This is a genomic window from Burkholderia sp. YHN3-13 (assembly GCF_055810675.1).
The window spans coordinates 328,491-353,261 of the sequence record NZ_JBVVNQ010000004.1 but is presented as its reverse complement, the minus strand read 5'-3'; the positions used below and the strand labels follow the sequence as shown (position 1 = coordinate 353,261).

The following is a 24,771-nucleotide window of genomic DNA, read 5'->3' as shown; positions in this document are numbered from 1 at the left end:
GTGCGCTCGCTCACAGGTGAGACTTTTCGGGAATGGAATTTGCCCGAAAAATGGGCAAAGGTGAGTCTTTTCGGGACCCTTGAGCGGCCGAATTCGCCGAAAAGCCCGCCAGGACTGGAAGAAATCTCGTTTTTGCTGTGCCACTTTTTGGCACAGGTGAGATTTTTCGGGGGCAGACCCAGGGTCGTCGTATGAAGGATTCCCGCCGAAAGGTGAGGCTTTTCGGGGGACATCTACCGCGCACAGCCAAATGCCTTCTGTGCATAAGTATCGGAACGCATTGAGGTTTTTGATACCGCGGTGGTTACGGTGAGGTTTTTCGGGAGCCATTCCGGTGCCTGTCGACGCACAGCCTTTTTTCGGCAAGGTGAGCGTTTTCGGGAGGCGGTACCGATCAATCCCGCGTGAGTCGGGCCTTCGTCGGCATCCAGGTAAAAGAACAAGCTGTGCTCAAGGTGAGTATTTTCGGGACCTGATCCGACTGGGCCGCTGTACAATGCGCGCCCGGACCTGCAAATCAGGCCCGATCGGGCCGCACGAGCCGGTTTCGACGGCGCCGTGTCGAACGCCGGACCCGATTCCGATCTTCCCGCGAGCCGCGCCTGTACATGCATACAGGCCGCCGCGAGGCGATCCGGAACGCAGGGTGCAAGGCAATCGCAACCCTGTGCCGAACCCCCGGCCGTGAAGTCGCAAAATTACGACAAATCGAAAGGTGAGCCGATACGGGAGCGAATCCCGCACGTGTCGAGCACAGGTGAAATTCTGTGAATCCGCGCATCCCGCGGCACGTCTGGAAGAGTCCGGAACGCCGCAATGACGGACCGGTGAGGGTTTTCGGGAGTCGCTGGGGTGAGTGCTGTTTTGCACGCGTGCTTCACCGGCTATGGTGAGCATGTCGTTCTGGACGCACATCACCGCAGGCGCTATCCTTCCGGGAAACTTCACCTCCGACCCGACGTATGGCCACGACGAAGCGCGCCAAGAAAACCGATGTGGATGTGGTGAGTGCCAGTTCCGCCGAATTGCGCAAGGCCGTCGAGGCGATTGCCATTCAGCCGAAAAGCGGCAAGATCACGCTCCTCACTCGCAAGCTGTTCAATGTCCTGCTGGCCGTCGCGCAGCAGGCCGACGACTCGGGCGATACCTACCGCGCGCTGCTGTCGGACATCGTTGCCAACTCCGCTTTCGATTCGAACGACACCGCACTGGTGAAGGAACACCTGCGCCGCATGGTGTCGGTGCAGGTCGAATGGAGCACGGGGACGTCGAGCCAGAAGCCTGGCCGCAAGTGGGGGATCTCGACGCTGATCGCCGACGCCGAAATTCTCGAGGATCCGACGACCCGCCGCGTGTGGGTCGAATTCTCGTTCGCGCCGAAGATCAAGAAGAAACTGCTCGACCCGGTCCAGTACGCGCGCCTGAGCCTGCAGTTCCAGAGCCAGCTGCGCAGCAGCGCGGGTCTCGCACTGTACGAGATCTGCGTGCGCTACCTGACGAACCCGAGCCACCTGACGATGCGCGAGCCGTGGGAATGGTGGCGGCCGATCCTGTCGGGTACGCCCGATACGGAAGCCGGCGACGAGGCGAAGCGCGAGTACAAGTACTTCAAGCGCGACTACCTGCGCCCCGCGATCGCGGAAGTCAACGCGGTCACCAACATCTTCGTCGAGCTGATCGAGCACCGCGAAGGACGCCGGGTGGCCGAGATCCAGTTCCGCGTGACCGAGCGCAAGCAGCCGATGCTCGCGCTCGACGAACACCCGAACGTGTTCGACAGCACGCTGGTCGACCGGATGGTGAAGCTCGGGATCCCGCTGAAGGAAGCGCAGACGCTCTATGCGGACAGCGAGGAGAACCGGATTCGCGCCGCACTGCAGATGACCGAACAGCGGATGCGCAGCACGACGCTGCCGCCGGTGCGCAGCGCGCCGGCGTTGTTCAAGGATGCGCTGAAGAAGGGGTATGCGCCGCCGGTCGAGTCGGTCGATGCGCTGCCGGCCGGCACGCCGTCCGCGAAGGTCGCGGCGGCCCAGCCTGACGACCTGAAGGCGCGCCTGCTGAGCGAGTTCTCGGCGTTCCGCCGCAAGGAAGCGAAGGTGTTGTACGAAGAGCAGGGCGACGCGGAGCGCGAAGTGGCGCGCGAATCGTTCGAAGCGGAGGCGCTGCCGACGATGGGTTCGCATCTGCGCGACGACTGGCGCAAGCGCGGCCTCGATTCCAAGCTGGCCGAGACGGCCTTTTTCGACTGGCTGGCCCAGAAGACCTGGGGCGAGCCGACGGACGGCGACCTGCTGTCGTTCACGCTGAACCAGTCGCGGGCCGCCTGAGGCCCGCTCAGGCCCGCTGACGGGCCGCCGCCGGCCCCGACCCTCGATCGGGCGGGCCCGGCGTCCTCACCAGGCCCTGCCGGCCGTTTCCATCACTCCGACAACAGCATCCGCTCGAGCTGCTCGAGAATCGCGTCGCGCTTGTCCTTCGGGAGGCCGCGCAGGCGCAACTCGATGCGATCCTCGCCATACGACTTCAGGTCGCCGACCGACTTGCCGCCGAGCTTGATCTCGAGACGCTGCGCATAGCGCTGGCGGCCCGCGGCCTTCGGCGTTTCCTGCGCCGCGACGCGGCCCTTGACGATGTCCGACACCTGGCGCGTGCTGAGATCGTCCGACACGATCTTGTTGATCAGCCGCAGCGTCGCCTCGGTCCCGCGCGCATTGTGATAGCGGCCGACCTGATACGCCATGTTCGAACCGAAGCGGTCCGGACGCGCGACCATTTCCTGCATGATCGCTTCCGGCAGCTTGCCGATCGACAGCGCAACGGCCACCGTCGACTCGTCGAGCCCGAGGTGCTCGGAGAGCTCCTTCTGGCTCTGGAAATGCTTGTCGTCGAGGAAGCGGCGCCACACGACGGCGTTGTCGAACACCGTCTGCGAATCGCGCTGGACGTTGAGGTCGTAGCCGAGCTTGTAGCTCTGGATGCCGATCGGCACGTCGATCACGATCGCCTTGACCGACTCCTTGTTCGCTTCCTTGAGCGCCCGCACGCGGCGACCGCCGTCGCTGACGAAATACGTGCCCGGATTGTCGTAATCCGGAATCACGTGGATCGCCTGCTGTTGCCCCTGCTTCGCGAGGTTGACCGCGAGTTCGGCAATCGACGCCTTCAGATAGAAGTGCCGCGGGTTGAACGGGCTGTGCTTGATCGCCTTCAGCGACAGCTCGATCACCTGGCCCGGTGCGTAACGATTCTCGAGGCGCCACGCACGATATTGCGGCGACTCGTCGATCGACGGATCGATCGTGAATTCCGGAGCAGGCGGCGAAGCGATGTCTTTCTTTGCGGATTTGGTCGGCGTCGGCGTGGGCGTCTCGGACTTGACGATGCCGTCGATCGCATTGAGCCGATCAAGCGCGGTGCGCTTCTCGCTCGTCGTGATATCCGGGCGCGCTTGGAATCCTTTGGCAAATTGGGAAGGTTTCATGTGACTCCTTTATGCGCATAAAGTCAGGGCAGCATGGCGACGATTTCGTCGGCACATGCGCGAATTTCGGCGGCGGCCAGCTTGCCGCCGCGATCGTTCATCTGCAGCACGGTCTGACCGAGCGCCATCGCCTGCTTGTACGCTTCCCGGGTCGGGATCTGCGTTTTCAGCAACGGGAAGCCGAGTTCCTCGAGCGCGCGCTTGAGCTCGCGGGTCAGCATGCGCTTCTCTTCGGTCTTGTTCAGCAGGAAGACCGCGCGGAGGTCTTCGTTCATGACCTGCGCCTGCTGGATCAGCTTGACCAGCCCGACGCTCGACCAGTAGTCGGCCGGCGACGACGAAGTCGGGATCACGGCAATCGACGCGGCGAGCAGGACGACACCGGACACCTTCTCGGTGATCGACGGTGGGCAGTCCACGACGATGATGTCGTAGTCGTTGATGAACTTCTTGATCTCGCGATGGATCTGGCCGTCGGCTTCGGCGAGGTTGACGACCGGAAACGGGATGCCGTTGTCGCTGTCGCCGGATGCGCTCGACCAGTGAACCAGCGTGTTTTGACGGTCTGCGTCGATGACGAGGACGCGCTTCCCTTTTTCATGGAACGCGGCGCCGAGGTGCATGGCAATCGTGCTTTTGCCGACGCCGCCTTTTTGTTGAGTGACTGCAATGATTTCCGCGGCCAATTTTCACTCCTGTTTTGGTCGTTGGAATTCTACAGGACGATATTTGAATTTCAATGAAATTGTCGTTCGACAACTACGCATTAGCCATTCGGGCTATCGGTTTATGCGCATAAACGGGACGGAGGAGATCGATGGCTCGATCGGATCGTGTGGCGGATGCCTGGCGATGTCGATGGACTACTCGATGGATGTGTCGCGGCGATCGATGTCAGCGAGATGGGTGGGTGCGCGCTACGATGTCCCGAAGCACTGCCCTTTCGATGGATGGGGGGACGCTTGCCAGAGAGTCGGGGAGTTTGTGCGCATAAACTCGGCGGGGATCGAGCGGATCAACATCGAGGTCAAATGGGCTGTCGTTCACGAGCGAGGGGCGTGAGCGGCGTACCCTGACCAAGCGTGCGGCCTTGATGGTGCGTGTGGTTTGAGCGCGTCGGCATCGATGCGACGGCCTGTTCAGGCGCGACACGTTTATGCGCATAAACCGGTGACGCTCGATGGCGATGAGCGACGGGCCACGCGCAGTCTCCGCCTGAGTCCGATGCGCGATGATGCCGTGGCCAAGCCGCATATCGATACGGCGGTCCATCGAGGCCGTGGAGTATCGACATGCAACCATGCCGTGAATCGCGACGCACCTCCTTCGGCGAGCGGAATTTATGCGCATAAACCAAGCGGCTCACGCCATTCCCCGCCCCCTCTCTCAATGCAAAGGGAGCCTCGATGCATTGGCTCGCATATCCCGCGCCTCATCCCGCGATCGCACGCTGCCGACTTTATGCGCATAAACACATCCATTCTTTGACTCGAGTTCTCCGGATAGCACCCCCCTCTCGCGGCTCGCATCGACGAGGCGCCACCTGTCCGATCGCCGCGGCGATACACAAGCCCACTCGCGATCGCCCCCTGACCACCTTCGGGGCCCCCAGCACAGACTGGCTACAATACCGGGCTCTACCCTCCAGGCCTGAATGATGATCACGATCTACCACAACCCCCGATGCTCGAAGTCGCGCGAGACGCTTGCGTTGGTCGAGTCGCTGCATGCCGCCGGCACGCCGCTGAACGTCGTCGAGTACCTGAAGACGCCGCCGACGGTCGAGGAACTGGAAACGCTGCATCGGCAGCTCGGCCGCCCGGTTCGCGACATGCTGCGTGATGGCGAGGAGCCGTACAAGGCGCTGAATCTGGCTCGCGCGGATCTCACCGACGCCGAAGCCTATGCCGCGATTGCCGCGCACCCGATTCTGCTGCAGCGGCCCATCGTCGTGTACCGCGGCAAGGCGGCCATCGGCCGGCCGCCCGAATCGGTGAAGGCGCTGTTCGAATAATTATTACCCGGCGTATTTTTCTTATTGCATCAGCCCGACGTTCGCACCGGCATCCGACGCCGACGCGATCGCCGGGCATCGGCCGCCCGCGACGCGACGAACGACGGCGGCAACACGACGAACCGGATCCTAGCGTTCACCGGACGGCGCACCGTCATCGTCCGGCGCCCGCCCCGCCGCCGCTTTCGCGGCCGTCCGCAACAGCGAAATCTGTCCGCGATAGGCCCTGCATCCGCTGCAGGTCGGCAGATGCACGCGCACCTGCAGTCGCTCGTGCAGTGTCAGATGCCGATCGAGCGCATCCGACAGCAGTCGCGTGATGTCAGTACATTTCCCCGGCAGCATCTTCGGTCGTCATCCCTTTTTCGCTCAGGCAGGTTCGCAGGCGCGTGCGCGCCCGATACAGCAGCACGCTGCAATGATTCGTCGTCAGCGTCAATTCGCTGCAGATGTCCGTGATCTCGACGTCGAGAAACTCCCGCATCATGAACACGCGCCCGATCTGTTCCGGAAGGTGGTCGAGACAGGCCTGGAACAGCGTCCAGAACTGCTGCTGCTGCAACAGCGTCTCGGGCTTCGGCCACGGTCGCGGCTTCGCATGCGCGGCCCAGTGCCCGTTTTCCTTGAACAGTTCGCGGTCGAGCACCGATTCGCCGTCGAGTTCGGCGTCGAGCGCGGACAGGTTGACCGTCCGCTGCCGCGCGCGCAGCACGTCGAGCAGCTTGTTGCGCAGGATACCGAACACCCACGTCTTGTGAGCCGACAGCCCGGCGAAATCGCCCGCGTGCGACCACGCGGCGGTCAGTGCCTCCTGCACGGCGTCTTCGGCCGCGTCGGCATCGCGGAGCTGGAGTCGCGCGAAGCGCAGCAGGTCGCGCCGCAGTTGTGCGAGATAAACGGGATCGTCGTAGGCGGACGGCATGTCTGGGTTGCAGTGTGTCGAAACGGTCGCGCCTGCGCGACAGAGCGCGCGCATCGCGGTGCGAGCAGCTTACTGGGCGCGCCGCTTGCCCGCAACGCATGTTCCGTCACGATTTCACGAAACCGGCCTGCCGGCTGCGCTATGCTTGCCGAACCCCGGCTCGCGCGTCGACGGCGTCGCGCGGCGGGCAATCTGTAACGTCGGAACATAACGGTCGAGTTATCCACAATTTCTGTGGAAAACCTTGTGGAAAGTCGGCCGGACGGCCCCGTGGGACGGCTCGCGGGCTGGCTTGCCTATAAACAGACCTTTGTCGCCCATTCGGAAGCAATCGATCCGATTCCTCACTCACCGGAAGGAGAATGCTATGTCCTATCGTGTTGCGGTCGTCGTCGGCAGCCTGCGCCGTACTTCGACGAACCGTGCGCTCGCGCACGCCGTGATCTCGCTCGCCCCCGCCGATTTTTCGTTCGAGTTCGTCGAGATCGGCGAACTGCCGCTGTACAGCCAGGACTACGACGCGGATTTCCCGGACGTCGCCAAGCGCTTCAAGCAGTCGATCGAAGCCGCCGACGCGCTGCTGTTCGTCACGCCCGAATACAACCGGTCGATTCCCGGCGTGCTGAAGAATGCGCTCGACTGGGGCTCGCGCCCGTGGGGTTCCAACTCGTGGTCGGGCAAGCCGGGTGCGGTGCTCGGCACGTCGCCGGGCGCCGCGGGCACCGCGCTCGCGCAGCAGCACCTGCGCAACGTGCTCGCGTACCTCGACGTGAAGACGCTCGGTCAGCCCGAGATGTTCATCAAGCACGATCCCGCCCGTATCGACGATCAAGGCCAGATCGTCAGCGAGGACACCCGCAAGTTCCTGCAGGGCTTCGTCGATCGCTACGCGGGCTGGGTGCGCCTGCTCAAATCGGCCTGAGCGTCACGCCCGCCCCGCCGCCGGCGCCGGCCCGCATGCAGCGGGGTCACGCGCCGGCGTGCCGTGCGTCGCGCGCCTCACGGATGCCCAGCAGGATTTCGTCGAGCAGCGCGATGTCGAACGGCTTCGACAGCACGCGGACGTTGACGGTGCGCGTGCGGTCGAGTTCCTCCGCATAACCCGTGACGAGAATCACGGGCAACTTCCCCGGCCGCTTGTCGACCGCTTCCGCGAGGTCGATGCCGTTCAGGCGGCCCGGCATGTGGATATCCGAAATCACGAGGTCGAACGCGTCGTTCGCGGCCGCGCCTTCGATCAGGCGCAACGCGTCGTCGGCGGTGGGCGCATAGGTCACGCGGTGCCCGAGCAGCGACAGCAGCGCTTCCGTGCCGGCCGCGACCTCGCTGTTGTCCTCGACGAGCAGCACGTGCAGGCCGGCGAGCGTGCCCGAACCGGCATCGTGCGCGACGGCCTGCGGCCGCGCGACGACGTCCTCGGCGCGTGCGCGCGGCAGGTAGAGGCGCACCGACGTGCCGGCGCCAACCGCGCTGTCGATCGTCGCCAGGCCGCCCGAGCGCTCGCAGAACGCGAACACCTGCGGCAGGCCGAGCCCCGTCCCCATCCCCGGCGCCTTGGTCGTGAACAGCGGCTCGAAGGCGCGCGCGAGCACGTCGGGCGCCATGCCCGAACCCGTATCGTCGAGCGAGATCTGCACGAAGTCGCCGGTCAGCGGGAAGCCGTCCTCGCGACGCAGCGTCACGTTGCGCGCGCCGACCGTGAAGCGCCCGCCGGCCGCCATGGCGTCGCGTGCGTTGACGGCGAGGTTGATCACCGCGAGCTCGAGTTCCGCGACGTCGACACGGATCGGCCAGACGCCGGGCTCGATCGCGACGACCAGCGACGACTTCGAACCGAGCGACGTCTTCAGCAGTTCGCGGCACGTGCCGAGCCATTGGCCGACGTCGATCGTCTCGTTGTGCAGCGGCTGCTTGCGCGCGACGCCGAGCAGCTGGCGCGTGAGCGATTGCCCGTTCTTCAGCGCTCGCTCGATCGCGCCGAGTTCCTTGTCGAGATGCTGGACACCGCGCCGCCGCGCGATCTGCACGTTGCTCGAGATGATCATCAGCAGGTTGTTGAAGTCGTGCGCGACGCTGCCCACGAGGTTGCCGAGCGCCTGCATCTTGCGCGACTGCCGGTATGCCGACTCGATCGAACGCCGCATCGATGCTTCGGCCTGCCAGCGATCCCATGCCTCCTCTTCCGCCTTCAACCGCTTGAGCGACAGCCAGATCACCGACCACAGCGCGATCGACGGTGCGAACATCGAGATGAACAGCACGCTCAGGTGTTCGTACCATTCATGCCAGATCGCCGACGTGCGGTACGCGCACGTCACGTACACGGGATAGCTGCCGACCTGGCGGTACGCGACGATCTCGCTGCTCGCGCCATCGTGGCGCACGCGCACGACGCCCGCGCGCGGATCGTTGCGCGTGTCGCCGAACGTGACCGAGCGATCGGTGTGCGCGAGCGACGGCGGCGGCGGATACGATGCGATCACGGCGCCGTCCGAGCGTGCGAGCGCCATCGTCATCGGCGTGCTCGCGCCGCCGAGCAGGTCGCGATAGAACGCATTGAAATACGACGACTTCAGCGCGATCGACACCATCCCGGCGAACGAACCGTCGCTATGACGGCGCGCGACGCCCGTGTTGAACACCGGAATGTTCTCGAGCTTGAGCGGACCCATCATCAGCCGCGAGATGTGTTCGATGACCTTGCCGTCGCGGATGCCCGCGAAGTCGTCGCGGTTCGCGATCGACGCGTACGGCGCCGGGTAGTAGAGGCTGTTGGCGAGCAGCATCCCGCTCGCGCCGAAGATCGACACGGCGGCCACCTGCGGATAGCCGCCGCCGATCGTGTTCAGCGCTTCGTGGATGTCGGACTCCTTGTCGCGCACGGTGGCGTCGTCCATGTCCTGCACGAGGTCGACGATGCGCGCGTCGAGCGTCTCGCTCAGGTCGAACACCTTGAGCGCGTGTTCCTCGGCGACCCGCACGGTGCGCATCGTCACGTCGCTCGCGGCGGCCTCGCGCGTCTTCAGGTCGTTGTACGCCATCACCACCACGTAGATGCACGGCAGCACGATCGCCGCGACCAGCAGCACGATCAGCGTCACGCGGCGGACCGCGAAATCGTGTTCGGGTGCGCCGGACGCGTAGCCGCCGTCGTCCTGCCAGTCATCGGCGGGCGGGGAGGCGGGAGCGTGGGAGTCGGCGGGCCGGTCGGACGTCATCGAAGAGGCGGGCGAAGCGGAGGTGCCTGCCATCATAAACGAGTTGCGGCGGCCGGCCGCGCAGCCCCGCCGCGCCGCGATCCTGTCGATTCCGACAGGGGGAGATTGTCAGATTGAAAACGCGACGAATCCGGCAGCGCAAACGTACACAAGGAAAAATTTTGCGTGCTTATCTCGAAAATGATCGCGGCTGTTTTCGGAATGACGGGCGATCGGACCAATTCTGTTCGAAATGGTGAAAATGGCGAGTTGCATCGCCTCCGGTTTACTCCGAGAATCGCGCCTTGCTTTCCCTATGACAGATAGATGCGCCCGCCGGCGACCGCCGCGCGGGCATCGCGCGCACCCGCGTCGCGATACCCGCGCACGGCCGCAAGGCGGTTGCCCCGCGCCCGAACGCATGGCCCCCCTAAAGAAGTGCGCCGCGCGGTCGTTAACGCGAGAGAGACCATTCCGTATACCGCATCGCCCCATGCCTTTGCCGATTGTAATTGCCGACGATTCGCTGCTCGCTCGCAAACTTCTGACAAAGGCGCTGCCGGGAGACTGGGACGTTGAAGTCGCGTATGCCGCGAATGGTCGCGAGGCCTTGGCGCTTTATCGTGACGGCAAAGCTTCCGTGATGTTTCTGGACCTGACGATGCCCGACATGAGCGGATATCAGGTCCTCGAGACACTGCGCCACGAAGATCTGAACACGTTCGTGATCGTGGTATCCGCCGATATCCAGCCGCAGGCGCAAGCACGCGTGCGTGAATTGGGCGCGATCGCATTCGTTGCCAAGCCCGTGACGTCGGAGGCATTGCTGCCCATTCTCAAGGAGTATGGGTTGTATGCCTGAATCGGTGTTCACGGCGGAGCAACGCGACGCGTTGCAGGAGATCGCCAACCTGGCAATGGGCCGCGCCGCCGCGCGGCTTGCGTTGTTGCTCGGGCGCTTCATCGAATTGTCGGTGCCGCGCGTGCGCGTCGTGAAAGCGGCCGACGCAGGCAATGCGCTGCGCGAGATGACGGGCATTCACGATAACGTGACCGCCGTGCGCCAGGGCTTCCGTTCCGACATCAAGGGCGAGGCGATCGTACTGTGCCGCAGCGCGAGCGTCGCGCGGCTCACGTCGGTCGTCGACCGCACGTTCGGCGATGGTGTCTACGGCGGGATGGCGAGCCCGGACGAACTCGTGTTCGACGTCGCGAACGTGCTGATGGGCGCGTGCGTCGCGTCGATCCTCGACGAGCTCGGCCGCAAGCCCGTGTTCTTCCCGCCGGGGCTGCTCGGCGCGAACGTATCGTTCGACGACGTGTTCGAGCCGAACATGCTCGCGTGGAGCGTCGCGCTGCTGCTCGAGGTGAACTTCGGGCTCGAGGACCACACGTTCCGCGCGCACTTCGTGATGCTGATGGCCGAGGATTCGATCCGGCTGATGGGCGACGCGCTCGACGCGTTGCTCTCCGCGCTATGACGGCCGCCGCTCCGTCGCTGAGCGACCTCGTGATCGAGCGGGTCGGCTTCGGGCTGTTCGTGCTCGACCGCTCGATGACCGTGCTGATGTGGAACCGCTTCATGCAGGATCACAGCGGCATTGCGGCGGCCGACGTGATCGGCCGCAACCTGTTCGACTGCTTTCCGGACCTGCCGCGCGCGTGGCTGTCGCGCAAGCTCGAAAGCGTGTTCCAGCTCGGCAGCTTCGCATTCAGTTCGTGGGAGCAGCGGCCCTACCTGTTCCGCTTCGAGCATGACCGCCCGATCACCGGCGGGGTCGACTACATGCAGCAGGACTGCACGTTCATGCCGCTCACGCGCGGCCGCGACGTCGAGGCCGTGTGCGTGACGATTTCCGACGTCACGCATGTGAGCGTGATGCAGCGCGAGCGCGAGGAAGCCGTCGCGAAGCTGCGCGAACACGCGAATCGCGACGGGCTGACCGGCATCGCGAACCGGCGTTTCTTCGAGGCGCGGCTCGGCGACGAATTCGCGCGCTGGCAGCGCTACGGCGGCGACCTGTCGGTGCTGCTGTTCGATCTCGACCATTTCAAGACGATCAACGACCGCTTCGGGCATGCGGCGGGCGACGCCGTGCTGCGCGAGACGGCGCGCCGCGTCGCGTCGATCGTGCGCGGACAGGATACGTTCGGCCGCTTCGGCGGCGAGGAATTCGCGCTGCTGCTGCCGTGCACGAATCTCGATGAGGCGATGCGGGTGGCCGACAAGGTGCGCGACGCGATCGGCAGCATGCCGGTCGATGCCGAGGGCGTCAGCGTGCCGGTGACGGCGAGCGTCGGCGGCGCATGCGCGAGGAACGGCGCGCCGACCAGCGACGTGCTCGTCAGCGAGGCCGACGCCGCGCTCTATCGCGCGAAGCGGCTCGGGCGCGATCGTTCGGTCGCCTACGCGTAGACCGCGCGCGCCCCTCGCTCAGCTTTTCGCGATGTCGGCGAGCACGCCGGCCAGCACGGCCGGTTGCGACACGAACGGCGAGTGGCTGCTGTCGAGCTGGTGCACGTGGGTGGGATTGCCGGGCGCGAGCGTGTCGGCTTCGTCAATGAAGCGCTGCTGCAGCGCGGGCAGGATCACGCGATCCTCGAGACACTTGATGTAGTGGCGGTCGATCGCACCCCAGCGCGCGGCGGTGGTCGGGATCGCGGTCGCGAACGGCGCGGCCGGCACGTCGCAGGTCATCAGGTTCGTGACGGCGTCGAAGTCGGCCTGCGACACGTCTTCATAGAGCGCGCGTTTCATGGTGTCGCGATACGCGGCGTCGCCGCTGCGCGGATCGATGCGCAGCGCGCCGGCCACGCGCGGGCTTGCGAGCATCAGCGGGCCGAGCATCTCGCCCTTGTTCTCCGGCGCGCGCACGTAGTCGAGGCCCGGCACGCCCGAGCCCGGCATGAAGGCCGCGAGATAGACGATCTTCGCGATCTTCTCCGGCGCGCGCTCGGCGGCCGCCGTGATCGCGAGGCCGCCCATGCTGTGGCCGACCAGCACGACCTTGCCGCGGCCGAGCGCGTAGGCGTCGTCGACGGCCTGCATCACCTGTGTCGCATAATCGTCGAGCGTCGTGTTCGCGACCGGCGACGGTTCGGCGCCGAACGCATCCTTGTCGAGCGGCCGTTCGAGATACGACGCGGGAAAGCGGGCATTGATGCCGTGCGCGGGCAGGTCGCGCGCGATCGACAGATAGCCGCGCGCGGCCAGCGCCGCCGCGACGTGTGCGTAACACCAGGCGCCGTGCCAGGCGCCGTGCACGAGCACGAAAACGGGATGGCCGGACGGCGGGGTGGCGGTATCGTTCGTCTCCATGATGTCCGTATTTTTTCGAGAAAGGTGTCATCTTAGACGAACCGGCCGTCATCCAGACGCGAACGCGCAGGGCGATCGCGTGACGGGCCTCGATCCGTCCCCTTTGTCTCGTGCAGGCCACATTTCGTCCGGATCCGATAGGCATTTGTGCCGAAGCACGCTACTTTGTCGCTTTACTTGCGATTGCGCCCCATGAACGTCGACTATCTTTTCTACCGGAAGCCTGACAAGCCCGGCCCCTATTCGCTCGACGACCTGGGCGACATCGCGCCGCCGATCGGCCCGGGCGACGTGGTGCGCGCGGGTATCGCGCGCGTGTTCGAGCAGATCGACTGGCAGGAATCGCCGGACGTGCCGGGCGCATGGTTCGGCACCGGCGGTGCGGTGTTCCAGTTCACCGCGGAGCCCGACGGCGGCGTGACGAGCTTCATGGGCTCGCGCCTCGAACGCCGCTCGATGCTGCAGCTCACGCGTGAAATGGGGCTCATCGCGCTCGATCTGCAGCGCGACATCGTTTACGGCTGACCCGCCGCCGGCGCCCGGTCCCGCCGGGGCCGGCCGCGCCCGGCTGCCGGCGGCCTCCGGCGCCCCGCCGGGCTTGGCGCGTGTCCGCCATCGAACTTCAAAGATTGCTATACTTTCGCCCAATTCCGGCTTCCGGCCGGTAATTTGTGCCTGTCTGTGTCGATCGTTCGCATATCTCGCACGCATTTGACACCCTGACCATCCCAGCCGGGCATGGCTTCTTCAATCGCCCCGCGTGGGTGTCTCCGTGGAGCTCGTCTTGGCCGTTTCCCATTCCGTCGTGGACGAACAAGAAACCGACGCCGCTGCCGTCACATCGGGCAGTTCCTTCTATCTGGCGATGCGCATCCTGCCGGCCGTGCAGCGCGACGCGATGTTCCAGGTCTACGCGTTCTGCCGCGCGGTCGACGACATCGCCGACAGCGACCTGCCGCGCGCCGAGCGCAATGCGGGCCTCGACCGCTGGCGCGCGGACATCGACGCGTGCTTCGCGGGCCGCCCGCCGCGCCACCTGGTCGCGCTCGACCGCGAGATCCGCGCGTTCAACCTGCAGCGCGCCGATTTCCACGCGATGATCGACGGGATGGCGATGGATGCGGTCGAGGATATCTGCGCGCCCGACGAGCCGACGCTCGACCTCTTCTGCGATCGCGTGGCGAGCGCCGCCGGCCGGCTGTCGGTGAGGATTTTCGGGATGCCGGAAGCCGAAGGGATCAAGCTGTCGCACCACCTCGGCCGCGCACTGCAACTGACGAACATCCTGCGCGACATCGACGACGACGCGGCGATCAACCGCTGCTACCTGCCGCGCGAACTGCTCGCGCGCGAAGGCATCGCGATCACCGACCCGGCGACGATCGTGCGCGATCCGGCGCTGCCGCGCGTGTGCGCGACGCTCGTCGAGCGCGCGCTCGAGCACTTCCGCCAGGCCGACGCGGTGATGGATACCTGCCCGCGTGCACAGGTGAAGGCGCCGCGCATCATGTCGGGCGCGTATCGCTGCATTCTCGAAGCCGCGATCGCACGCGGCTTTGCCACGCCGCGCGCGCCGCTGCGCAAGCCGAAGGCGCGCATGCTGATGATCGCCGCGCGCTACGCGCTGTTCTGAGCCGATCGCGTCGATGCCCAGAACCGTCCACGTGATCGGCGCCGGACTCGCGGGCCTGTCGGCCGCGGTCGAGCTGCAACGCCGCGGGCGGCGCATCGTGCTGCACGACGCGCACGCACACGCGGGCGGCCGCTGCCGTTCGTGGTTCGACGGGACGCTGAACGCGACGCTCGACAGCGGATTGCACACGGTCTTCGCGGGACAGCCCGCGACGCAGCGCTACCTGCGCGCGATCGGCGCGGCCGATCAGCTCGCGGGGCCCGCGCTGCCTGAATGTCCAGTCGTCGACGTCGCATCGCGGCAGCGCTGGACGCTGCGCTTCGGCGACGGGCGCTGGCCGTCGTGGCTGTTCGACGCCGCGTCGCGCGCGCCGGGCACGACGCCGCTCGACTACCTCGCGCTCGCGCCGCTCGCGTTCGCGCGCACGGGCCGCTCGCTCGCCCAGACGATGCGATGCGACGGCGTGCTGTGGGATCGTTGGCTGCGGCCGTATTTCCTCGGTGTGCTGAACGTCGAGCCGCGCCACGCAAGCGCCGAGCTGGCACGCGCCGCACTGTGCGGCACGTTCGGCGCGGGTGGCCCCGGCAGCCGCCCGCTCGTCGCGCGCCACGGGCTCGGCAGCGCATTCGTCGAACCGGCGCTGCGGATGCTGCAGCACGGCGGCGCGCAGATCCGGCTGAATTCGCGGCTCGACGCATTCGAATTCGGCGCGCACGGCAATGCGGTCGATGCGGTTTCGGTCGGCGGCGAGCGCGTCGATCTCGCGCCGGGCGACGCCGTGGTGCTGGCCGTGCCGCCCGAGGTCGCGCGGCCGCTGGTGCCCGAACTCACCGCGCCCGACACGTTCAGCGCGGTCGTGACCGCGTATTTCGCTGTGGAGTCTCCAGCCGGCCATCCGCTGCAGACGGCCGTCGTGAACGGCATCGTCGATGCGGTGCGCACCGGCGGCGGCCAGCTTGCGGCGACGATCCGCGACGCGGGCCGCTGGCTCGACACGCCGCGCGACACGCTCGCGCGGCGCATCTGGGAAGACGTCGCGCGCGTGACCGGCGCGAACCCGGAAACCATCCCCGCGTGGCAGCTCGTCGTCGAGCCGCGCGCGGGTTTTGCGGCGGTGCCGTCGCAGGAAATGAAACGTCCGGCCGTGCGTACGCGCTGGACCAATCTCGTGCTCGCGGGTGACTGGATTGCCACCGGCCTGCCCGCCACGATCGAGGGCGCGATCCGTTCCGGCCAGCTGGCCGCGGACGTGCTCCAGACGCAATAAACAGAGGGACCAATGAACGATCTCACCGAAATGGCTACCCTGTCCGCCGGCGCGGTGCCGGCCGGCGTCGACGCGGCCGTCGCGCGTGCGACCGACGCGCTGCTGGCCGCGCAGCAAGCGGACGGACACTGGGTCTACGAACTCGAAGCCGATTCGACGATTCCCGCCGAATACGTGCTGCTCGTCCACTATCTCGGCGAGACGCCGAACCTCGCGCTCGAGCAGAAGATCGGCAACTATCTGCGCCGGATTCAGCAGGCCGACGGCGGCTGGCCGCTGTTCACCGACGGCGCGCCGAACATCAGCGCGAGCGTGAAGGCGTACTTCGCGCTGAAGGTGATCGGCGACGACGAGAACGCCGAGCACATGCAGCGCGCCCGCAAGGCGATCCACGCGATGGGCGGCGCCGAGATGTCGAACGTGTTCACGCGCATCCAGCTCGCGCTGTACGGTGCGATTCCGTGGCGCGCGGTGCCGATGATGCCGGTCGAGATCATGCTGCTGCCGCAGTGGTTCCCGTTCCACCTGTCGAAGGTGTCGTACTGGGCGCGTACCGTGATCGTGCCGCTGCTCGTGCTGAACGCGAAGCGCCCGATCGCGAAGAACCCGCGCGGCGTGCGCATCGACGAGCTGTTCATCGATCCGCCCGTCAACGCCGGGCTGCTGCCGCGCCAGGGCCACCAGAGCGCCGGCTGGTTCGCGTTCTTCCGTGTGGTCGACCATGCGCTGCGCGCGGTCGACGGCCTGTTCCCGAGCTATACGCGCGAACGCGCGATCCGTCAGGCCGTGTCGTTCGTCGACGAGCGCCTGAACGGCGAGGACGGCCTCGGCGCGATCTATCCGGCGATGGCCAACGCGGTGATGATGTACGACGCGCTCGGCTACGCGGAAGATCATCCGAACCGCGCGCTCGCGCGCAAGTCGGTCGAGAAGCTGCTCGTCGTGCACGAGGACGAGGCGTATTGCCAGCCGTGCCTGTCGCCGGTGTGGGACACGTCGCTGGCCGCGCATGCGCTGCTCGAGACGGGCGATGCGCGCGCGGAAGAAGCCGTGCTGCGCGGCCTCGAATGGCTGCGTCCGCTGCAGATCCTCGACGTGCGCGGCGACTGGATCTCGCGCCGCCCGCACGTGCGGCCAGGCGGCTGGGCGTTCCAGTACGCGAACGCACACTACCCGGACGTCGACGATACGGCCGTGGTCGTGATGGCGATGGATCGCGCGCAGAAGCTCAAGCAGTCGGACACCTATCGCGATTCGATGGCGCGTGCGCGCGAATGGGTCGTCGGCATGCAGAGCAGCGACGGCGGCTGGGGGGCGTTCGAACCGGAAAACACGCAGTACTACCTGAACAACATCCCGTTCTCCGATCACGGCGCGCTGCTCGATCCGCCGACGGCCGACGTGTCGGGCCGCTGCCTGTCGATGCTGTCGCAGCTCGGCGAGACGCCGCTGAACAGCGAGCCGGCCCGCCGCGCGCTCGACTACATGCTGAAGGAACAGGAACCGGACGGCAGCTGGTACGGCCGCTGGGGGATGAACTACGTGTACGGCACGTGGACGGCCCTGTGCTCGCTGAACGCGGCCGGCCTGACGCCGGACGATCCGCGCATGAAGCGCGGCGCGCAGTGGCTGCTGTCGATCCAGAACAAGGACGGCGGCTGGGGCGAGGACGGCGACAGCTACAAGCTGAACTACCGCGGCTTCGAGCAGGCGCCGAGCACGGCGTCGCAGACGGCCTGGGCGTTGCTCGGCCTGATGGCGGCCGGCGAAGTGAACCACCCGGCCGTTGCACGCGGGGTCGACTACCTGATCGCGCAGCAGAACGAAGAAGGCCTGTGGGACGAGACGCGCTTCACGGCGACGGGTTTCCCGCGCGTGTTCTACCTGCGCTACCACGGCTATCGCAAGTTCTTCCCGCTGTGGGCGCTCGCGCGCTACCGCAACCTGAAGCGCGACAACGCGACGCGCGTCACGGTCGGGATGTAACGCGTGGGCGTGTCACGACACAACGGCGCATTGCCCGTCATCGCGGTGACGGGGATGGCGTTCGAGGCGCGCATCGCGCGCGGCGACGGCGTCGAGGCCGTGTTTGCCGCGCGGGCCGACCGGCTCGAACGCGCGCTGGCCGACGCGACCGCGCGCGGTTGCGCGGGCATCGTCAGCTTCGGTACGGCCGGCGGGCTCTCGCCCGATCTGGCGCCCGGCGCGCTCGTGATCGCGAACGCGATCGACGGGCCGTTCGGCCGTGTGGAGACCGACGCGGGCTGGAGTACGCGGCTCGTCGCCTCGCTGCACGACACGCCGGTGTGGGCGCGTGTCACGCGCGGCACGATCGCGGCCGTCGGCGCGCCGGTCGTCAGCGAACAGGAGAAGACGTCGCTGCACCACGCGAAGGGCGCACTGGCCGTCGACATGGAGTCGCACATCGCGGCGGCCTTCGCGGCGGCGCGCGGCGTGCCGTTCGCGGTGTGCCGCGCGATCGTCGATCCGGCGTGGCGCACGCTGCCGCGCGCGGCGACGGCCGGCCTGCGCGACGACGGCAGCACGGCGATCCTGCCGATCCTGCGCGAACTGCTGAAGCAGCCGTCGCAGCTCGGCCCGCTGCTGCAGGTCGCCAGCGACGCGCGCGCGGCGCGTACGACGCTGATCCAGGCGCGGCACGCGTTCGAGCGGACGGGCGCGATGCGGATCGTCTGAGCGGCCCGCGCCGCGGCTGTCTCCCCTCCTCCCGGATTCTCCGTTTCGTACGGACAAAAAAAGAGCGCTGCGTGATGCAGCGCTCTTTGTCCTTGCGCGGCCGCCGGTGCGGCGTTACTGCGCGGCCGGACTGCTTGCGGGTGCCGCCGGAGCAGCCGGCACGGTCGCCGCCGGTACCACGGCCGACGCCGCGGCAGGCGCGCTCGCGGGCATCGCATTGTCCGCGCCCGGGTCGTCGTACTGCGGCAACCCCGGCGCAGCCGGCGCGGGGTTCGGCGCGGCGCTCGATGCGCCGCCCGCATCGCCCGGATCCTCGTAGTTCGGCAGCCCCGGCACGGCCGGCGTCGCGGCCGGCACGGCGCCCGCTTCACCCGGCTCGTTGTAGGTCGGCAGCACGGCCGACGACGACTGGCTGCGGTACGTCAGCGACTTGCGCTGCTGCAGGTATGCGTCGCGCACGAACGAATACGGATCGAGCGCGGCCTGCTTCAGCAGGTCGGTCGCGCCGAGCAGGTCCGAACGCGCGCTGATGAACTGCGCGATGTACATCGGGTTGCGCGCGGCCGGCTCGATGTAGTTCAGCAGGTTGAAGCGCACGTCCACCGCGCGGCCGACGCCGTCGCGGACCGTGCTCGGCCCGAACACGGGCAGCACGAGGTACGGGCCGGACGGCATGCCCCAGCGCGCCATCGTCAACCCGAAATCCTGGTGATGCTTCGGCAGCCCGGCCGGCGTCGCGATGTCGATCAGGCCGGCGACGCCGAACAGCGAGTTCATCGCCACGCGCATCAGATCCTGCGTCGCATCGGTGATGCGCAACTGCAGCAGGTTGTTCGCCATGTTGCCGAGATCGCCGAGGTTCGAGAAGAAGTTGCTGATCGCGGTCCGCACCGGCGTCGGCGTGACCTTCTGGTACCCCTTCGCGATCGGCTGGGCGATGTTCGTGTCGACCGTGTCGTTGAACTTGTACATCGCCCGGTTCATCGGCTCGAGCGGGTCGTCGGGATTGCGGTTCGGTCCCGTCGCGCAGCCGGACAGCATCGCGCTGGCGGCGACGGTCGCCGCAATGATTCGCACCTTATTCATTGATTCCTTGCGATTGGTTCTTGGCACGTTTGACGCGCGGTTTGCCCATCAGGACGGGCTGGAACACCACGGCGCCGATCAGCGTGCAGGTCAGGGCCAGCGCGAGCAGCTTGCCCATGCTCGACGTGCCCGGATGGTGTGACAGCCACAGGCTGCCGAATGCGGTCGCCGTCGTCGCGGCGCTGAACAGCACGGCATGCGTGAGGCTCGAGTGCAGCAACCCCGTCTGCCCCGCGCGCCATGCCATCACGAAATACACCTTGAACGCGACGCCGACGCCGAGCATCAGCGGCAGCGCGATGATGTTCGCGAAGTTGAGCGACATGCCGAGCACGACGCACATCTCGAGCGTCACGATGCCCGACACGAGCAGCGGCACCAGCGTGCGCAGCACGTCGCCGAAACGGCGCAGCGTGATCCACAGCAGGATCGTGATCGAGATGATCGACCACAGCGCCGCGTGCAGGAACGCGTTGATGATCGTGTCGGCCGAATGCAGGATCGAGATCGGCCCGCCGGTCGCGCCCGGTTCCGCGGCCTTCACCGCCTTCGCGAAACGGCGCAGCATCGTGTCGTCGTTCGGATCGACGCCCTTCGGCACCTTCGGCGAGATCTGCACGAGCGCGTGGCCGTCCGGCGCGACCCAGTCGCGCACGAGTTGCGGCGGCAGCGATTCGCGCGTGATGTCCTGCGGCTGCAGCAGCGACGCGAGCTGGTTGAGCGCGATGCGCAGCGTGTCGGCGAACGCGCGCTCGGCGCGGTCGCGCGTCGCGCTGTCGGCCGCCGCGAGCTTCGCGAGCGACGCGGACAGGTGCTGCGCGGCGGCCGCGCCGGGGCCCGGGTGATCTTCGGCCGCGTAGCCGAGCAGGTCCGACACGCGCTTGAGCGCGGCCACGCGCTGCGCATCGGTCGCGGGCGGCGCGGCCGGCTGCGTCAGCGCCGGCAGCAGGTCGCTCGCGGCCGCGGCGATCGCCGCGCGCTTGGCCGGCTGGTCGGCGGGGATGAAGGTCGACAGCGTGGTCGTGCGGCCGACTTCGGGCAGCGTGTCGAGGCGCTTCGCGGCCGCGTCGGCTTCGGCGAGCGACGGCGCGAGCAGCGTGACATCGTTGACCGCGGCTTCCGGCGAATCCTTCAGCGCGAGCAGCGTCGCCATCGATTCGCTGTTCGGATCCTTCAGGTGCAGCGGGTTGAAGTCGAAGTGCAGGAACGCGAGCAGCGGCAGCGCGCCGATCACGACCGCGAGCGTGCCGATCAGGATCGGCTTGCGATGACGATCGAGGTAGTCGTCGACCGGCGCGAGCCACGGGAAGCCCGGCGTCTTCGATTCGCCCGGCGGCGCGAACAGGCGCAGCAGCGCGGGCAGCAGCGTGAGCGTGGTCAGCAGCGCGACGAACATCCCGACGCCCGCGATCAGCCCGAGTTCGGACACGCCGCGATAAGCCGTGGGGATGAACGAGAAGAAGCTCGCGGCGACGGCCGCGGTGGCCAGTGCGAGCGGCATGCCCATCGAATGCGCGGCGCCGATCAGCGCGTGATCGATGCGCGGATCCCGGAAGCGTTCCTCGCGGTACTTCACGCCGTACTGGATCGAGAAGTCGACGCCGAGGCCGACGAACAGCACCATGAACGCGACCGAGATCATGTTCAGCGAACCGACCATCGCGAGGCCGAGCGCGGCGGTCACGACGAGACCGACGAACAGCGTGACGAGCACCGAGCCGATCATCCGCTTCGAGCGCAGCGCCAGCCACAGGATCACGAGCACGGCGAGCAGCGTGAGCACGCCGTTGAGTGCGGCGCCGTCTTCGACCGACGCGAATTCGTCGTCGGCGAGCGGCTGCTCGCCGGTCAGGCGCACGGCCGCGCCGTAGCGCTTCTCGAGGTCGAGCGAACGGGCCGCGTCGCGGATCACCTGGCTCGTTTCCGCGCCGGCCTTCAGCGCGCCGTAGTTGACCACCGGCTGCACGGTGACGAACGCGCGCGCGGGCAGCCGCGCGGCATCGTTGTCGACCAGCGCGCGCCACGAGAACGCGGCCGGCTTGCCGGCCAGCACGTCGTCGACCGTCGCCGCGCTGCGCGCGAGCAGCTTCGCCATCGCGGGCAGTTTCACCTGGCCCGTCAGCAGCGGCTGGCCGAGCGTGGTGGCCAGTGTCGTGGCGAGCCCGGTCAGGCTCGGGTTCTTCGCGAGTTCGTTGACGAGCGGGCGCGCGCTCGCGAGCTGCGACGTCGTATCGGCGACTTCCTGCGGCGACAGGAACAGCAGGCCGTTGTGCTCGAAGAACGGCCCGCCGCCGGGCTCGGCGACCTGGCCGATGCGGCCGGCGGCCGCGTCCTTCCGCAGTGCTTCGGTCAGCGCATGCGCGGCGGCATTCGCGAATTCGGGCGCGGGTGCCTCGACGACCGCGAGGATCGTGCCGTTGCGTTGCGGGAACGCCTTGTCGACGGCCTGCCCGAGGGCGGCCCATTGCGGCTCGGCATCGACGAGCTTGCTGATGTCGGTGTTGATCTTGAAATGCTGCGCGACGTAGACGCCGCTGACGGCGGCGATGACGAGCGACAGGACGACGACCCAGACGGGGCGGCGCACCGACCATGCGACGAGTCGGACGATGAGAGATGTCACCATGTGGCGGTGGGGAGCGGCTGGCAAGGGCAAAGTAGCCAAGTATACCGGCGCGGCGTGGCGGCGGTCGTGACGTTGCGGGTTTCGGGGCGGGAAGGAGATTTGCTCGTGGCGGCGAAATCGGTACCGATGACCGGTTCGTTTGTATGGGGATATTTACATAATCGGTGCGGGGCCGCGCGGCCTGTGACAAATGCGGCTGAAAGGTAACAGTCGGTCACCGTGAGGCACCGGGGCGTCGGGCCCGGTATACTTTGCTTCACCGGCCGATGCAAGGAGCCGGTCGTTTTTTCCCATCGAGTGCGATATCCGTATGAAACGTCATCTGTTTGCTTTCGTCGCGGCCGCCGCCGTGTCGGTTTCCGCTTTCGCGCAGAGCGCGCCGGTCGACATCGTCCGCAATGCGGTCGAGGGCACCGTCAATGCGATGAAGGCCGACCCGGCCGCGCGCGGCGGTGACATGGCGAAAGTCTCGCAAGTCGTCGAGCAGCGCTTCCTGCCCGCGACCAACTTCGAGCGCACGACCCGCATCGCGGTCGGCGATGCGTGGAAGCAGGCCACGCCGCAACAGCAGCAGGAGCTGTACAAGCAGTTCCGGCTGCTGATGACGCGCACCTACGCCGCGTCGCTCGCGCAGCTCGGCAGCCAGGACGCGAAGTTCTCGTTCAAGGCCGGCGGCGCGTCGGGCGCCGACGCGCTCGTGCAGTCGACGGTCACGACGCCGGGCGACAGCCAGTCGGTCGGCTACCGTCTCGGCAAGGTCGGCAACGACTGGAAGATCTACGACATCGACATGTCGGGTGCGTGGCTGATCCAGGTGTACCAGGGGCAGTTCAAGAGCCAACTGTCGTCGGGCGGGATCGACGGGCTCATCGCGTATCTGCAGAAGCACAATTCGCGGACGAACTGACGGCTGATTCAAGGCCGCGGTCCGGATGCATGAAGGGCGCCCTCGGGCGCCCTTTTTTCATGGCTGCGCGTTGACTGTGCGTCATGTGCCGATGCCGAGCATCCGCAGGCAGTCGTCGACCACCACATCGACGAATGCCGCACGATTCGTTTCCGGTGACGACGCTTCATTTTTGGCCGCGTGTCCGAGAATTAACGTGATTTCCTGCGAGTTACGATGCTCGCCGAGACGATCGCAACGATGACAGACAGCCCACCCCATCCTGCGAAGAATGCATTCGCGATTTCCGGGTTCGTATCGAAAAGACTGCCCCTGCCATGCAGGACGAACGTTCCGTATGCGTAGAGCGCGCCCCAGCAGAACAAGGTCGCGCAGGCTGCGCCGACAAGTGCGCCCGCTACAGCGGCAACGAGTTTCATTTGACGGGAAAGAACAGGATGGTTTTTGAGTGACGGAAATCAGACCAGAAGCCCGCTATGACTATATTCCATGAAATCCGAATGCCTGATGCGAAACCGGTGAGCCTGCGTCCGTTCCAGAGGTCGATATGCCCGCCGCTCAAATTATCTGGCGAATCGCCGTCCTGCAACCAGTAGCCATCGAAAAAGACAATTCCGGTTCGGCCTGCTACTTTGCGTGCCCAATCGGGTCCCGTAATGTTCTCGGGAGGCAGCACGCCGGCGACCGGCCGCAGCTTCAACCATTCGGCGAACTCGTATGCACGAGTCGCGGCCGGTTTACCGTCGATGAGAAGGCGGCCTATCGTCGGTTTGCCCGGCATCGGCCGAACCCGCTTCTGCGAAAACGACTTCATTGCGATGCCGACCTTGTGCAGCGTCACGCTCATCCGGATTGCACACTGGTTCTTGTATTGTCCGTTCGGATCGTCGTACGGGTTGCCGTGAGCATAGTTGTTCCAGAGCTCGGAAAACGTCACGGACTTCAACTCGACTGCCTTGTGCGATTCCGGCACGGCGGTTGTCTTCACGGTTGTCCTCGGGTTCGGCACTATGCGTCCCCGCTTGATCGGGCGAGGGCTTCGTCGCCCCAATAGACGACGTATTCATCCTCACTGGCAGTGTGAATGCGCGGCAGATGCCCGCTGTCATCGAGGTGGCCCGAGTGGATGCGTCCGTCCGACGTTTCGATAACGTACGGATAGCCTGTCGACGCACCACTTCCGATGGCGTGAACGGATTCGTCGTAAGCGCCCGCGATGATCGACACGACACCGCCTTTCCGATTTTCGCCGGACGTCACAATGCCTGCCGTTTCCGCCATGTCATCGCACCATGATTCGCCGGCGAGGACCGCGACGATGCGCGGCGGTGTTGGGCAGCCGCATAAGACGACGTCACCATCGGCGGCCGTTTCACCCATGAATTCGAGACGTCGCGGCCCGCCGGCCTTGGCGATCGGTCCGGTGCCTTGGCATGCATCGCAGAATGCGAGACCGCCGATCAACGCAACCTGGCGACCGGGGCTGCCGAACGTGAATGTCGGCCCCGCATAGGCAAGGATGCTTCCCCCGGTCTCCAGCGCGTCGCCGACCACCGCGATACGGCGTTTCATGATTTCGCTCCCCGGTTCCAGTCGCCGACCCGTGCCGGCGATACCGC

At 66.6% G+C, this 24,771-nt stretch carries 22 protein-coding genes; 12 read left to right on the top strand and 10 right to left on the bottom strand.

Annotated features, from left to right (window positions below):
• Window positions 1-962 precede the first annotated feature (962 nt).
• Window positions 963-2,330 carry a replication initiation protein gene (locus AC0KUR_RS13030; protein WP_034187552.1) on the top strand — a complete coding sequence of 456 codons (1,368 nt, stop codon included), beginning with the start codon at window positions 963-965 and terminating at the stop codon, window positions 2,328-2,330.
• 92 nt (window positions 2,331-2,422) lie between these two features.
• Here the strand turns inward: AC0KUR_RS13030 and AC0KUR_RS13025 are convergent, their stop codons facing one another.
• Both AC0KUR_RS13025 and parA read right to left on the bottom strand, forming a co-directional pair.
• On the bottom strand, window positions 2,423-3,484 hold the full coding sequence (locus tag AC0KUR_RS13025; RefSeq protein ID WP_069705640.1) for a ParB/RepB/Spo0J family partition protein: 1,062 nt from the start codon (window positions 3,482-3,484) through the stop codon (window positions 2,423-2,425).
• 23 nt (window positions 3,485-3,507) lie between these two features.
• Window positions 3,508-4,170 carry a ParA family partition ATPase gene (parA, locus tag AC0KUR_RS13020; protein ID WP_006480195.1) on the bottom strand — a complete coding sequence of 221 codons (663 nt, stop codon included), beginning with the start codon at window positions 4,168-4,170 and terminating at the stop codon, window positions 3,508-3,510.
• A gap of 971 nt (window positions 4,171-5,141) precedes the next feature.
• Here parA and arsC point away from each other — a divergent pair.
• Entirely contained in the window at window positions 5,142-5,498 is a 357-nt protein-coding gene (gene arsC / locus AC0KUR_RS13015; protein WP_034187837.1) for an arsenate reductase (glutaredoxin), read from the top strand.
• A 129-nt stretch (window positions 5,499-5,627) separates the two neighbouring features.
• Here the strand turns inward: arsC and AC0KUR_RS13010 are convergent, their stop codons facing one another.
• A complete protein-coding gene (locus AC0KUR_RS13010) occupies window positions 5,628-5,843 on the bottom strand; it encodes a zf-HC2 domain-containing protein (RefSeq protein ID WP_049036026.1) in 216 nt (71 codons plus the stop codon).
• Window positions 5,821-6,420, bottom strand: coding sequence for an RNA polymerase factor sigma-70 (locus tag AC0KUR_RS13005; protein ID WP_473375987.1), 600 nt, complete (start codon window positions 6,418-6,420; stop codon window positions 5,821-5,823). Before AC0KUR_RS13005 ends, AC0KUR_RS13010 begins: the two co-directional genes overlap by 23 nt.
• A gap of 367 nt (window positions 6,421-6,787) precedes the next feature.
• On the opposite strand from AC0KUR_RS13005, the gene AC0KUR_RS13000 reads away from it, so the two are divergent.
• Window positions 6,788-7,342: an NADPH-dependent FMN reductase gene (locus AC0KUR_RS13000; protein WP_034187555.1), complete on the top strand. Its 555-nt coding sequence runs from the start codon at window positions 6,788-6,790 to the stop codon at window positions 7,340-7,342.
• 46 nt (window positions 7,343-7,388) lie between these two features.
• Here AC0KUR_RS13000 and AC0KUR_RS12995 read toward each other — a convergent pair whose 3' ends face one another.
• Window positions 7,389-9,638, bottom strand: coding sequence for a hybrid sensor histidine kinase/response regulator (locus AC0KUR_RS12995; protein ID WP_034187556.1), 2,250 nt, complete (start codon window positions 9,636-9,638; stop codon window positions 7,389-7,391).
• 472 nt (window positions 9,639-10,110) lie between these two features.
• Here AC0KUR_RS12995 and AC0KUR_RS12990 point away from each other — a divergent pair, with 472 nt between their 5' ends.
• Genes AC0KUR_RS12990 through AC0KUR_RS12980 form a run of 3 tightly spaced genes read left to right on the top strand, consistent with a single transcriptional unit; the run spans window position 10,111 to window position 12,033 of the window.
• Window positions 10,111-10,479, top strand: a complete 369-nt coding sequence (locus AC0KUR_RS12990) for a response regulator (RefSeq protein ID WP_034187557.1) — start codon at window positions 10,111-10,113, stop codon at window positions 10,477-10,479.
• Complete coding sequence (locus tag AC0KUR_RS12985) at window positions 10,472-11,098, top strand: chemotaxis protein CheC (protein WP_034187558.1); 627 nt, start codon at window positions 10,472-10,474, stop codon at window positions 11,096-11,098. Before AC0KUR_RS12990 ends, AC0KUR_RS12985 begins: the two co-directional genes overlap by 8 nt.
• A complete protein-coding gene (locus AC0KUR_RS12980) occupies window positions 11,095-12,033 on the top strand; it encodes a GGDEF domain-containing protein (RefSeq protein ID WP_059559274.1) in 939 nt (312 codons plus the stop codon). The genes AC0KUR_RS12985 and AC0KUR_RS12980 overlap by 4 nt, the downstream gene beginning before the upstream one ends.
• A gap of 18 nt (window positions 12,034-12,051) precedes the next feature.
• Here AC0KUR_RS12980 and AC0KUR_RS12975 read toward each other — a convergent pair whose 3' ends face one another.
• Window positions 12,052-12,936 carry an alpha/beta fold hydrolase gene (locus tag AC0KUR_RS12975; RefSeq protein WP_301741339.1) on the bottom strand — a complete coding sequence of 295 codons (885 nt, stop codon included), beginning with the start codon at window positions 12,934-12,936 and terminating at the stop codon, window positions 12,052-12,054.
• A 192-nt stretch (window positions 12,937-13,128) separates the two neighbouring features.
• Here AC0KUR_RS12975 and AC0KUR_RS12970 point away from each other — a divergent pair, with 192 nt between their 5' ends.
• The 5 genes from AC0KUR_RS12970 (at window position 13,129) to AC0KUR_RS12950 (ending at window position 18,533) form a co-directional block, all read left to right on the top strand.
• Window positions 13,129-13,461: a hypothetical protein gene (locus AC0KUR_RS12970; RefSeq protein WP_034187561.1), complete on the top strand. Its 333-nt coding sequence runs from the start codon at window positions 13,129-13,131 to the stop codon at window positions 13,459-13,461.
• 259 nt (window positions 13,462-13,720) lie between these two features.
• Entirely contained in the window at window positions 13,721-14,569 is an 849-nt protein-coding gene (gene hpnD / locus AC0KUR_RS12965; RefSeq protein ID WP_473375986.1) for a presqualene diphosphate synthase HpnD, read from the top strand.
• 13 nt (window positions 14,570-14,582) lie between these two features.
• A complete protein-coding gene (hpnE, locus tag AC0KUR_RS12960; RefSeq protein ID WP_059559269.1) occupies window positions 14,583-15,836 on the top strand; it encodes a hydroxysqualene dehydroxylase HpnE in 1,254 nt (417 codons plus the stop codon).
• Between the two features lie 12 nt (window positions 15,837-15,848).
• Window positions 15,849-17,822, top strand: a complete 1,974-nt coding sequence (gene shc, locus AC0KUR_RS12955) for a squalene--hopene cyclase (protein ID WP_034187564.1) — start codon at window positions 15,849-15,851, stop codon at window positions 17,820-17,822.
• Window positions 17,823-17,876: 54 nt separating this feature from the next.
• Entirely contained in the window at window positions 17,877-18,533 is a 657-nt protein-coding gene (locus tag AC0KUR_RS12950; protein WP_051700964.1) for a phosphorylase, read from the top strand.
• 114 nt (window positions 18,534-18,647) lie between these two features.
• On the opposite strand, the gene AC0KUR_RS12945 is transcribed toward AC0KUR_RS12950, so the two are convergent.
• Entirely contained in the window at window positions 18,648-19,619 is a 972-nt protein-coding gene (locus AC0KUR_RS12945) for an MlaA family lipoprotein (RefSeq protein ID WP_473375985.1), read from the bottom strand.
• A complete protein-coding gene (gene hpnN, locus AC0KUR_RS12940) occupies window positions 19,612-22,245 on the bottom strand; it encodes a hopanoid transporter HpnN (protein ID WP_059559265.1) in 2,634 nt (877 codons plus the stop codon). The genes AC0KUR_RS12945 and hpnN overlap by 8 nt, the downstream gene beginning before the upstream one ends.
• Window positions 22,246-22,555: 310 nt before the next feature.
• On the opposite strand from hpnN, the gene AC0KUR_RS12935 reads away from it, so the two are divergent.
• Window positions 22,556-23,152: an MlaC/ttg2D family ABC transporter substrate-binding protein gene (locus AC0KUR_RS12935; RefSeq protein ID WP_034187567.1), complete on the top strand. Its 597-nt coding sequence runs from the start codon at window positions 22,556-22,558 to the stop codon at window positions 23,150-23,152.
• Window positions 23,153-23,567: 415 nt separating this feature from the next.
• Here AC0KUR_RS12935 and AC0KUR_RS12930 read toward each other — a convergent pair whose 3' ends face one another.
• Together AC0KUR_RS12930 and AC0KUR_RS12925 are read right to left on the bottom strand one after the other, a co-directional pair.
• Complete coding sequence (locus AC0KUR_RS12930; RefSeq protein WP_069705644.1) at window positions 23,568-24,161, bottom strand: type VI secretion system amidase effector protein Tae4; 594 nt, start codon at window positions 24,159-24,161, stop codon at window positions 23,568-23,570.
• A complete protein-coding gene (locus AC0KUR_RS12925; RefSeq protein ID WP_059559258.1) occupies window positions 24,161-24,724 on the bottom strand; it encodes a PAAR domain-containing protein in 564 nt (187 codons plus the stop codon). The genes AC0KUR_RS12930 and AC0KUR_RS12925 overlap by 1 nt, the downstream gene beginning before the upstream one ends.
• Window positions 24,725-24,771: the final 47 nt, after the last annotated feature.